This is a genomic window from Kitasatospora sp. NPDC056531, from assembly GCF_042794375.1.
Taxonomy (GTDB): domain Bacteria; phylum Actinomycetota; class Actinomycetes; order Streptomycetales; family Streptomycetaceae; genus Kitasatospora.
In genome coordinates, this window is sequence record NZ_JBHTTU010000075.1 from 15656 (window position 1) to 26195 (window position 10540).

Below are 10540 nucleotides of genomic sequence, written 5' to 3' on the forward strand. Positions count from 1 at the left end.
TGTTCTTAAAGCCTCGAGTTGTGTTGTTTCTTGCAGCCCGTTGGGGGGGGGGAACCCCCCCCCCCTCCCCCTTCGCCCCCCCCTCCCCCCCCCCCCCGCCGTGCTGCTGTTCACGGCCCTGGCGGCGCTGCTGGCCGGCCAGGACTGGGCGCCGTTCGGCTTCGAGCGCAGCGCCAACGACTGGAGCGCGGCCCACCGGCCCGGCGCCGCCAGGGCGGTGGCCGTCGTGATCACCGACCTCGGCTCCGGCGTGGTTCCGTACCTCCTCGCCCTGGCCGCCGGGGCCGTCACCGTCCGGGCCGTGCCCGCACCCCGGCCCCCGCGCCGGACCGTCACCGTTCTGCTGGCCCCGGTGCTCTGGCTGGTCGCGGGCCAGCTCGTCCGGCTGGGCCTGATGTACGCCTTCGACCGCCCCCGCCCGCCACGGGCGAACTGGGCCGCCGATGCCTCCGGCTACTCCTTCCCCTCCGGGCATTCCTTCACCTCGGCGGTCTGCGCCGGGCTGCTGGCCATGGCCGTCGTCCGGGCCCACCCGGCGGCCCGGGCCGCCGCCGCCGGCGCCGCCGTGTTCGCGGGCCTGGTCGGCCTCAGCCGGATCTACCTCGGGGTGCACTGGCCGCTGGACGTCCTCGGCGGCTGGCTGCTCGGCTGCGCCTGGCTCGCGGTTGGCGCGGCGGTGCTGCCCCCGGTGCGACGCACCGAACTTCCACCGGGCGCCGGGGGGCCGGGCGGGTCGCGCTGTACCTGCGCTGGTGTGCGCGGACCGGCCGCAACTGGCGGGTGGCGGCGGAAAAGTTCGGGCTGTTCCTGGTCTGGCTGAAGTTCGGCTCGAAGGAGGCGACCGGCGTCGACTGGCCCACCGGGCCGGGGCTGGTGCTGGCGGGGCCGGGAGCGGAGGACAAACGAGGCTTAACGTCCTCTGAGACCCGGCCCCGGTGTGGTGGTACTGGGTTCACCATGGATGCGGATACAAGATCCATGGCAGGCTCGTGTTGAGGTGCTCTAACGTCGAGCCATGACGATTCCACCCCGGTTGGGGCGCCTGGCACGGCGGGCACGGCGGGACACCGGCTTCCTGGCCACGGGTGTCCCGGTGCACCTGGCGCTGGTGCCCGTGTGGGCCTGGGGCGCGGCGACCACTGCCAGGACGGGAAACTGGGCGCTCGCGCTCCCGGTGTCTGTCGCCCTGCTCCTGAGCGGCGTCCCGGTGCTGACGGTGGTTCAGCGGTACCGGCACCGGGCGCTGCTCGGGGTGGACATCCGTCGCTCGGCGCCCGTGCCGCAGCGGTGGTCGCCGACCACGGCCCTGCGGTGGCTCTCCTCGCCGCGCGCCTGGCGCCAGGTCGGGTACCACCTGCTGCTGGGCCCGCTGGTGGCCTTGTCGGAGCTATTGGTGCTGGTGGCGGCGGTGGTGGGTCTGGCGGGCGCCACCGGGTACGGCTGGGTGTGGGCGCTGCCGGTCGGGGTGCGGCGCGACTGGTTCGGCTGGGCGACGCTGATGCCGTGCTACACCGTGCTCGGCCTCTTTCTGCTGTCCCTCCTGCCCTGGCTCGCCGGGGTGGTGGCCCGGGCGGAGTCGCGCTCCGCCGCGGCGCTGCTCGGGCCCAGCCGGGCCGATCGGCTCCAGGAGCGGGTCGCGTACCTGGCGGGCAGCCGCACCGACCTGATCGAGGCGGTCGATGCCGAGCGCCGCCGGATCGAGCGCGACCTGCACGACGGCACCCAGCAGCGGCTGGTCTCGCTGGCGGTCAACCTGGGACTGGCCATGGCCACCCGCCCCGACCTGCCGGGCGAGGCCCGTGAGGTGCTGGCAGAAGCGCACCTGGAGGCGAAGGCGGCGATCGCCGAACTCGGCGATCTGGTACGCGGGTTGCATCCGGCGGTGCTCGAAGACCGGGGCCTGGACGCGGCGTTGTCCGGACTGGCCGCCCGAGTTCCGCTGCCGGTGCGCCTGCGGGTCGAGCTGCCGGAACGGGCGGCGCCCGCCGTGGAGTCGGTTGCGTACTTCGTGATCTCCGAGTCGCTGGCGAACGTGACCAAGCACGCCGGCGCCTCGCGGGTCGAGGTGACGGTCCGACGGGTCGGGACGGTCCTGCGGGTGAACGTCACCGACGACGGGCTGGGCGGCGCCGACCCCTCCGGTGGTACGGGGTTGAGCGGGCTGGCCAAGCGGGTGGGCTCCGTCGACGGCATCTTCCGGCTCAGCAGCCCCGTCGGGGGACCGACGACCGTGACGGTGGAGCTGCCGTGCGCGCGGTGATCGCCGAGGACTCGGTGCTGTTGCGGGTCGGCCTGGTCAAGGTGCTGGAGATGGGCGGCTTCCAGGTCGTCGCGGAAGTCGGCGATGCGGAAGCGCTGTTGGCCGCCGTCGAGGAGCACCAGCCCGAACTCGCTCTGGTGGACGTCCGGATGCCGCCCACCTTCACCGACGAGGGCGTGCGGGCGGCCGCGGTGATCCGCCGCGGCCGGCCGCGCACGGCGGTGGTCCTGCTCTCGCAGTACGTGGAGGAGCGGTACGCCGCTGACCTGTTGGCGACCAACACGAGCGGAGTGGGCTACCTGCTCAAGCAACGCGTGGCCGATGTCCAGGACTTCGCAGCAGCGGTACGGCGGGTGGCCGAGGGGGGAACGGCGCTGGACCCCCAGGTCGTCGCCCAACTTCTGCTCCGCCGCGGCGACCCCCTGGCCGCCCTGACCCCGCGCGAGCGGGAGGTGCTGGCCCTGATGGCGGAGGGCCGGTCCAACGCCGGCATCGCCGAGGCGCTGACGGTCAGTGAGAGCGCGGTGGCCAAGCACATCAACAACATCTTCGCCAAACTCGACCTGCCGGTGGCCGATGCGGACCACCGCCGGGTGCTCGCCGTGCTGCGCTTCCTGGGCGCGTCCAGGGGCTGAATCCCGGGGGGCACGCCTGCCGTCATCACGGCGGCGGGCTCGGCGCCGGCCCACGCTGCGCCGCGTCCGGGGGCACGGGGACGCTGACCGCGGTGGCGTTAGCGTCCCGGCTGCCGTTGGAGGCGTTGCGGCAGTTGTCCACTCCGGTGCGGACTTCGACGTCGGGCCCGCTCGGGTAGGCGAACCGCACGTCCGTGACCGTGTGCGCGTTGCTGACACACCGCATCGCGCCTTTCGGCGCGGCGTCGAGCGAGGCGACCAGGGCACTCACCTGCGCGCTCGACAGGCGGCCAGAGCGGGTGAGTACCAGGGCGTCCGCTCTCCCCGGGGCCGGGGACGACGGCCGCTCGTAGGCAGACCCAGGCCGAGACCGGTGAGGCCGGAACCATCGCGTCGGCGGCTCCTGGGCGCTGCGAAGCGTTCAACGGCCCAAGTTGTGCCGGGCACGGGCGATCGGCGCCGGTCGCCTCCACCTGCACCGCGTCTCCAGGCCGACCTGCTGACATCGTGACAGCCGACACCGCGCCCGCTGCGATGACCAGCACGGCGTCGGCCGTGCCGAGCAGTGTGAGCCGCCGCCGGCGGCGCCGTGCACCGGCTGCGACGCCGGCGAACAGGTCCGCGTCTCCAGATGGGAAGGCCGCCGCGGAGTCGCGCAGCAGGGCCCGGACAACTGTCTCCTCGTGGTTCTGCTCGTTCATGCCACCTCACCTGGGGTCTCGGACAGCATCGCGGCCGGCACCAGGCGACGGAGAGTAGAAAGCGCCTTGGCGGTCTGACTCTTCACCGTGCCGACCGTGCAGCCCATCGCCTCCGCGTTGGAACGGAGCTCGCACTGCGCACCGCCCGCCGCCGCGGTGTGCTGCGGCTCCGGCTCGGTCGGCGGCTGCGCGGTGGTCACCTTCGGCTGCGGCGCCTTGGGCGGAGCCGACTGCGGATGAGTGGGCGGGGACGCGGGCGGGGCGACGGTCGAGGTGGGCGCAGGGGCGGGTGCGGCCGGGGTGGTGGCCGCCGGCGGCGCCGGAGCCGTGGACGCGGCCGGGGTCGGCGTGGCCGCGACGCTCGGCGCTGACGAGGCGGTCGGCGCGGACGAGGCCTTGGCGCCGCCGTCGGCCGCCGAGGGGTCGCAACCGGTCAGCGTCAGACCGACGGTGAGGACGAGTCCGGCGAATCCGGCCAGGCCGGCCGCCCGGCGACGGCCGGGTATCCGTGGCGCATGGGAGGAGAACGCTCCGTTCCGTTTGGATGAGGCGTGCGATTCAAGCAGACCCCGAACACGCCGCACGCACGGTTTCCCCACTCGTTGGCAGATCGAGACATTCCAACTACCGGACGCAACCACCCTCAGAGCCCCCCCAAGCCACCACGCCCCACCCCGAGGGGTATAGCGCCGAAGTGCGGGGCTTTCTGACATGTTCCGGCCATCAAGTGCGGATCGCTACGGTTCCGGCAACCCCCACGCCGAACGAGGAGATCCCCCATGCTCCGATTCCGCGCGCTCGCGGTCGCCGCCGCCTTCGCGACCGTCGCGCTCTCCGCGGCCCCCGCCGTCAGCGCCCCCGCTGACGACCCGTCCATAGCCGTGGCCCTGGCCGCCGCCCCCACCCGGACGGCCACCGCCCCGCCCGCCCTGCTGCACGCGATGCAGCGCGACCTGGGCCTCGCCCCGCAGGCCGCCGCCGACCGGCTCGCCCGCGAGAGCCGAGCCGCCGAGGTCCAGAGCGCGCTCACCCGGGCCCTCGGGGACCGCTGGGCCGGTGCCTGGGTGGACGGGCCGCAGGCCGACCTGGTGGTCGCCACCACGGACCCCTCCGCCGCCCGGGCCATCACCGCCCACGGCGGCCGGGCCACCGTCGTCCGGCACGCGCTCACGGCCCTGAACCAGGCCAAGGACGCGCTCGACCGGGCCTCCGCGGTCGCCACGCCCGAGGCCACCCCGCTCTGGTACGTGGACGTCCGGGACAACACCGTCGTGGTGCGGTCCACCGACGACGCCCGCACCGGAGCCTTCCTCAGCCAGTCCGGCGTGGACCGCTCACTGGTCCGGGTCGAACCGTCCACCGCCGCGCCCAAGCCGCTCGCCGACCTGCGCGGCGGGGACGCCTACTACATCGACAACGCCGCCCGCTGCTCGATCGGCTTCCCGGTCACCCAGGGCGGCCAGCCCGGCTTCGTCAGCGCCGGCCACTGCGGTCAGCCCGGCTCCAACGCCACGAACTCCGACGGCAGTTCGATCGGCACCTTCCAGGGTTCGACCTTCCCCGGCAACGACTACTCCTGGGTCGCGGCCGGACCGGACTGGACCGCCCAGCCGCAGGTGAACGACTACGCGGGCGGCGCCGTGACGGTGGCCGGCTCGACCGAGCAGACGATCGGCGGCTCGGTCTGCCGCTCCGGCTCCACCACCGGCTGGCACTGCGGCACCGTCGAGGAGCAGAACGCCACCGTCAACTACCAGGAGGGCAGCGTCTACGGCCTGACCCGCACCAACGTCTGCGCCGAGCCGGGCGACTCCGGCGGGTCGTTCATCTCCGGCAACCAGGCCCAGGGCGTGACCTCGGGCGGCTCCGGCGACTGCACCTCGGGCGGTGAGACCTACTTCCAGCCGGTCAACCCGATCCTCAGCACCTACGGCCTGACCCTGGCCACCGGCTGACGAAGGAGCCCACCGGCCGTCAGCGCAGCCCCGCCGTCCGGCGCTCGAACACCTCGGGGCGGGCGGTCTCCAGCGCCGTGGAGACCGCACCGAGGAGCACCGCCTCCTCCCCCAGGAGGCTCGGTGCGAGCGTCGGACGCATCGGGGCGAGCCTGTGCAGGGCCTGCTCCAGCAGCTCCAGGAGCAGGTCCGCACTGCTGCCGATGCCGCCGCCGAGCACCACCAGGTCCGGGTCCAGGATCGCGGACAGCACGGCGACGGCGTAGGCGAGCCGCTCCGCCTCCCGCTCCACCGCCCGGACCGCCGCGCCCTCGCCGGCCCGGGCCCGCTCGAAGACCTGCTTGGCGGTCAGCTGCTTCCCGCCCCGACCGGTCAGTCCGAAGTCCCGGGCGGTGCGCACCACGGCGTCGGCCGCGGCCTCCTGCTCGATGGTCGCGACCCGCTCCCCCGGGCGGGCGGGCAGCGGCACCAGACCGATCTCGCCCAGCGCGCCGTGCGCTCCGAGCAGCAGTTCGCCGTCCTTGACCACGCCGACCCCGAGCCCGGTGCCGACCAGCAGGTAGGCGAACATCCGGCTGCCGCGCCCGGCGCCGAGGGTGTACTCGCCGAGCGCGGCGAGGTTGGCGTCGTTGGCCACCGTGACGGCGGTGCCGAGGCCCTCCCCGATCCGGTCGAACAGCCCCGGCCGGCCCCAGCCGGGCAGGCTGGAGGCGTAGCGGACGCCGCGCCGCTCCTCGTCCCACACACCCGGGGTGCCGATCACCGCGTGCACGGTGTCCGAGGCGGACAGGCCCGCCTCGGCGGTCGCCTCCCGCGCGGCGGCGACCACCGCGTCCGCGACGGCGTCGGCGCTCCGACCGCGGTTGGCCACGTCCCGCCGCGCGACGACGGTACCGGCGAGGTCCGCGACGGCCACCCGCAGCCGGGCCCGGCCGATGTCCACCCCGAGCACGTGACCGGCCGTCGGGTCGACCTCGTACAGCACGGCGGTGCGGCCCCGCTCGGGGGCCAGCAGCCCGGCCTCGCGGACCAGCCCGGCCCGCTCCAGCTCGGCCAGCGCGGCGGAGACGGTGGGCTTGGACAGCCCGGTGTCCCGGGCGAGTTGGGCGCGCGAGGAGCAGCCGCCGGTGCGCAGCAGCTCCAGCAGCAGCCACTCGTTGTTGCTGCGCAGCCGCTGCCGGTTCCACGGCACTCCGGGGACCCCGGCCGCCGGGCGACTGGTCGGCTGGTGGGGGCTCATCCGGTTCCTCCGGTCTGCTGCTGACGCTCCGGTGCGGGCGGCCAGGCGCTGACGGTCCGGTGCGGGCGGCCTGGTGCTGGCAGCCCGGCGCCACCGGCGTCGGTCGGGCGGGCCCGGCACGACCCGCGGCGTCCGGGTGCCGGACGCCGCCGCCCAAGTATGACCGGTGATCATCCGGCGGCCACCGCGCGGACCGCCCTCGCGTCGACGCGGCGTCGGCCAGGCCGATCCCGGAGGAGGTGCCGGTGATCAGGACGATCCGGGTGTTTTCCGTGCGGGTGCCTCCTTCTGGCTTCCGGGCGGTGCTCGGATCCGGGGCAACTGTGTGCGTGTGCACGCACCCTGCAAGTGTGTGTGCGCACGCAACTGGCCCCTTCCCGCCGCAACGCCGTCTCCGGGCGGTCAAGGTTTCACCCAGTTGTGGGCGCGTCGCGCGCCGAGGCGTGATCATGGGCCTATGCACTTCCGGCACGGCAACCGCGCAGAGGGCCACCGACCGGCGACACCGGACGCCCCGTCCTTGGCGGCGACCGCGGCGGCCCTCGCCGCGAGCCTCGGTGCGGGCACCGACAGTGACCATCGGGAGGACGACCCGGACCTGCTGCGCGAAGTAGTCGCCGCCGCCCCGGTCGGCATCGCCCTGCTCGACGAGCGGCTGCGCTGGCAGTACCTCAACCCCGCCTTCACCAGCGTCACCGGACTGTGCCGCGCCGACCTGCTCGGCCGCGCCGCCGAGACCACCGCGTTCGCGGGCGCCGCCGCCGCCCTGCACCGCGTGCTCGCCGACGGGCACGACCGCGAGGAGGTCACCGGCGGCCCCCAGGGCGCCGGTGCGCCCGTCCCGCCCGGACTGCGGGTGCGCTTCCACCCGCTGCGGCACGCCGGGCGCACCACCGGGGTGATCGTCGTCGTCCTGGACGACCCCGACCCGGCCCGCGAGCAGCTGCGCGAACTCGAACAGGCCCGCGCCCGGCTCACCCTGCTCGACGCCGCCGCCGAGCAGATCGGCACCACCCTCGACATCGACACCACCTGCGCCGAACTCGCCGCCTTCGCCGTCCCCGGCCTCGCCGACCTCGCCACCGTCGACGTCCTGCCGTCCGAGGCCGAACCCGCCCGCCCCGGCGGCGGCAGCGGCCACCGACTGCACCGCGCCGCGGTACGGGCCGTGCCCGCGCTGGCGGGCGCCCTCGCCGAGCTGGCCCGCCCCGGCGAGTCCGTCCGCCACCGCGACGGCTCGGCCGCCGCCCGCAGCCTGGCGGGCGGCGTGTCCGTGCTCGCCGAGCCCGGGCCCGAGGAGGCCTGGCCGGCCGGAACCGTCTCCCTGCTCGTCCTACCGCTCGCCGCCCGCGGCCACGTCGTCGGACTGCTCACCCTCGGCCGGACCTCCGCCTCCCCGGCCTTCACCCCCGACGAGACCGCCCTGCTCGGCGACCTCGCCGCTCGCGCCGCCCTCGCCATCGAGAACGCCCGCCGCTACACCCGTTCCCAGGGCATCGCCCTGGAGCTGCAGCACGCCCTGCTGAGCGAGCCCGGCAACCCGCACCAGAACCTCTCCCTCGCCTTCCGCTACCTACCCTCGGGCAGCGCCAGCGTCGTCGGCGGCGACTGGTACGAGACGGTCCGGCTGCCCTTCGGCCGCACCCTGCTCGCCATGGGCGACGTGATGGGGCACGGCGTCGAGGCCGCCGTCGACATGAGCCACTACCGCTCGGTGCTGCGCGACATCGCCAGCATGGACCTGCCCCCGCACCGCATCCTGCGCCAGCTCGACAACGTCATCTCCGCCATCGACTCCGCCCGCCCGGCGACCTGCCTGCTGGTTCTGGCCGACCCGAGCCGCGGCCGCTGGACGCTCTCCAGCGCCGGTCACCTGCCGCCCGCCCTGGTCACCCCGGACCACCCCACCGAACTGCTGCGCGTACCCACCGGCCCGCCGCTCGGCACCGGCCTCGGCGGGTACGAGCAGACCACCCACCCGCTCACCCCCGAGCAGACCCTGCTGCTCTACACCGACGGCCTGGTCGAACGCCGCGGCGAGGACATCGACGTCTCGCTGGAACGTCTCGCCGCTCTCCGGCTCCCCGCCACCGGCGAACTCGACGACCTGCTCGACGCCGTCCTGCACTCACTCGCCCCGCCCCCGGCGCCCGCCGCCGAGGACGACATCGCCCTGCTCGCGGCCCGGCCCAAGGTCCGCTGACCCGGGAGCACGAGGACCCCGGCCCGGGGTCGGTCGAGCAGGGCGGCCGCGATCGTCAGGCTGTGGGTGATCACCGTGCGGTCGAGCTCCGGCGGGAGGGCGCAGGCTCCGGGCGCCATCCCCCCGGAGCCGAACTCCCGTCACGCCGAGGGAGGGCGCCGCACCGGCGGCCGTCGACCGGCGCCCCTCACAGCTTCGCCAGCGCCTGCTCCACGTCCGCCCACAGGTCCTCCGGGTGTTCGATGCCCACCGAGACGCGTACCGTCCCCGCCCCGATGCCCGCCGCCGCCAACTCGTCGTCGGAGAGCTGCCGGTGCGAGGTGCTGGCCGGGTGCAGCACCAAGGTGTGGACACCGCCGAGGGAGGGCGCCAGGGAGGCCAGCCGCACCGACTCGGTGAAGGTGCGGGCCGCTTCCCGGCCGCCGGACAGGTCGAAGGCGAGGACCCCGCCGTGGCCGGCCGGGAGGAGGCCGCGGGCGAGGTCGTGGTCGGGGTGGGTGGGCAGGCCCGGGTAGTGGACGGCGGAGACCGCCGGGTGGGCGGCCAGGCGGGTGGCCAGGTCGAGGGCGGTGTCGCAGTGGCGGCGGACCCGCAGGGCGAGGGTCTGCAGGCCGCGCAGGGTCAGCCAGGCGGCGAACGGGTCGGCGCTGGCACCGAGTTCGGTCGCGAACTGCCAGACCTTCCGGTGCAGTTCGGCGTCGGCGAAGACGGCGATCCCGGCCAGGACGTCCGAGTGCCCGCCCAGGTACTTGGTGGCCGAGTGGATCACCACGTCCGCGCCGTGCTCGATCGGCCGGCACAGCAGCGGGGTCGCGAAGGTGTTGTCCACCACACTCACCACCCCCGCCCGCTTGGCGACTCCGATCAGCCCCGGCAGGTCCGTGACCCGGGTGGTCGGGTTGGAGACCGTTTCCAGGTGCAGCAGCCGGGTGTTGGGCCGCAGGGCGGCCTCGACCTCGCCCGGGTCGTCGCCCGCCACGTGGGTCACCTCGACGCCCCACCGCCGGGCGAGGTCGGCCAGCATCGCGAAGGTGCCGCCGTACAGGCTCCGCTGGGCGACCACGTGGTCCCCGGAGCGCAGCAGGGCGAGCAGCACGGTGTTGATCGCGCCCATGCCGGAGGCGGTGGCGACGGCGGCGGCGCCGCGTTCGAGGTCGGCGACGGCCGTCTCCAGCGAGCGGACGGTCGGGTTGCCGAAGCGGTTGTAGAAGAACGCCTCGCCCGGTCCGGCGAAGGCCCGCACGAGCTCGTCGCTGGTGTCGAAGGCGAACAGGTGGCTCTGGTGCAGCGGGATGCCCATCGGGCGGCTGCCGACGGACTCGGCGAGCGGCGGGTGGACGATCCGGCTCTCGGGGCGCAGCGCGTCGGGGTTCGGGTGGAAGTCGCTCATGCCGCCATCCTGGGCCGCTCCGGCCCGGCCGGGACAGGGCCAATCACGTCCGAGTGGCCCAGGGGGGGGGGGGGGAAAGGGAGGAAGACCCGGAAACGCTTCCCCCCCCTGGCCCCCCACATAGCTTGAAAGCCCCCTCCCCCAGCTCGCTCCACC

General features: G+C 74.9%; 9 protein-coding genes. 5 read left to right on the plus strand and 4 right to left on the minus strand.

Translation table 11 applies throughout. The features are described 5' to 3' along the window. Nucleotides 1–100 precede the first annotated feature (100 nt). The 3 genes from ACFQ87_RS35460 to ACFQ87_RS35470 all read left to right on the plus strand — a co-directional run bounded on the left by ACFQ87_RS35460 (nucleotide 101) and on the right by ACFQ87_RS35470 (nucleotide 2895). Nucleotides 101–820, plus strand: coding sequence for a phosphatase PAP2 family protein (locus ACFQ87_RS35460; protein WP_380615037.1), 720 nt, complete (start codon nucleotides 101–103; stop codon nucleotides 818–820). A 195-nt stretch (nucleotides 821–1015) separates the two neighbouring features. Further along, a complete protein-coding gene (locus ACFQ87_RS35465) occupies nucleotides 1016–2260 on the plus strand; it encodes a histidine kinase (protein ID WP_380615038.1) in 1245 nt (414 codons plus the stop codon). After that, the gene (locus ACFQ87_RS35470) at nucleotides 2248–2895 is read left to right on the plus strand and encodes a response regulator transcription factor (RefSeq protein WP_270142707.1); all 648 of its coding nucleotides are present in this window, start codon (nucleotides 2248–2250) and stop codon (nucleotides 2893–2895) included. The genes ACFQ87_RS35465 and ACFQ87_RS35470 overlap by 13 nt, the downstream gene beginning before the upstream one ends. A gap of 25 nt (nucleotides 2896–2920) precedes the next feature. Here the strand turns inward: ACFQ87_RS35470 and ACFQ87_RS35475 are convergent, their stop codons facing one another. After that, nucleotides 2921–3166, minus strand: a complete 246-nt coding sequence (locus ACFQ87_RS35475) for a hypothetical protein (RefSeq protein WP_380615039.1) — start codon at nucleotides 3164–3166, stop codon at nucleotides 2921–2923. 426 nt (nucleotides 3167–3592) lie between these two features. Continuing rightward, nucleotides 3593–4180 carry a hypothetical protein gene (locus ACFQ87_RS35480; RefSeq protein ID WP_380615040.1) on the minus strand — a complete coding sequence of 196 codons (588 nt, stop codon included), beginning with the start codon at nucleotides 4178–4180 and terminating at the stop codon, nucleotides 3593–3595. Between the two features lie 195 nt (nucleotides 4181–4375). Between ACFQ87_RS35480 and ACFQ87_RS35485 the strand changes: the two genes are divergently transcribed. Continuing rightward, on the plus strand, nucleotides 4376–5551 hold the full coding sequence (locus ACFQ87_RS35485) for a S1 family peptidase (protein WP_380615041.1): 1176 nt from the start codon (nucleotides 4376–4378) through the stop codon (nucleotides 5549–5551). A gap of 19 nt (nucleotides 5552–5570) precedes the next feature. Here ACFQ87_RS35485 and ACFQ87_RS35490 read toward each other — a convergent pair whose 3' ends face one another. Next, entirely contained in the window at nucleotides 5571–6791 is a 1221-nt protein-coding gene (locus ACFQ87_RS35490; protein WP_380615042.1) for an ROK family protein, read from the minus strand. A gap of 457 nt (nucleotides 6792–7248) precedes the next feature. Here ACFQ87_RS35490 and ACFQ87_RS35495 point away from each other — a divergent pair, with 457 nt between their 5' ends. Continuing rightward, nucleotides 7249–8994 carry a SpoIIE family protein phosphatase gene (locus ACFQ87_RS35495; protein ID WP_380615043.1) on the plus strand — a complete coding sequence of 582 codons (1746 nt, stop codon included), beginning with the start codon at nucleotides 7249–7251 and terminating at the stop codon, nucleotides 8992–8994. 187 nt (nucleotides 8995–9181) lie between these two features. Here the strand turns inward: ACFQ87_RS35495 and ACFQ87_RS35500 are convergent, their stop codons facing one another. Next, complete coding sequence (locus ACFQ87_RS35500; RefSeq protein ID WP_380615044.1) at nucleotides 9182–10384, minus strand: trans-sulfuration enzyme family protein; 1203 nt, start codon at nucleotides 10382–10384, stop codon at nucleotides 9182–9184. Nucleotides 10385–10540 lie beyond the last annotated feature (156 nt).

Coding starts and splice junctions, on each gene's coding strand:
- ACFQ87_RS35485 (WP_380615041.1), top strand. CDS start 4,376: ATGCTCCGATTCCGCGCGCTCGCGGTCGCCGCCGCCTTCGCGACCGTC.
- ACFQ87_RS35500 (WP_380615044.1), bottom strand. CDS start 10,384: ATGAGCGACTTCCACCCGAACCCCGACGCGCTGCGCCCCGAGAGCCGG.
- ACFQ87_RS35495 (WP_380615043.1), top strand. CDS start 7,249: ATGCACTTCCGGCACGGCAACCGCGCAGAGGGCCACCGACCGGCGACA.
- ACFQ87_RS35490 (WP_380615042.1), bottom strand. CDS start 6,791: ATGAGCCCCCACCAGCCGACCAGTCGCCCGGCGGCCGGGGTCCCCGGA.
- ACFQ87_RS35465 (WP_380615038.1), top strand. CDS start 1,016: ATGACGATTCCACCCCGGTTGGGGCGCCTGGCACGGCGGGCACGGCGG.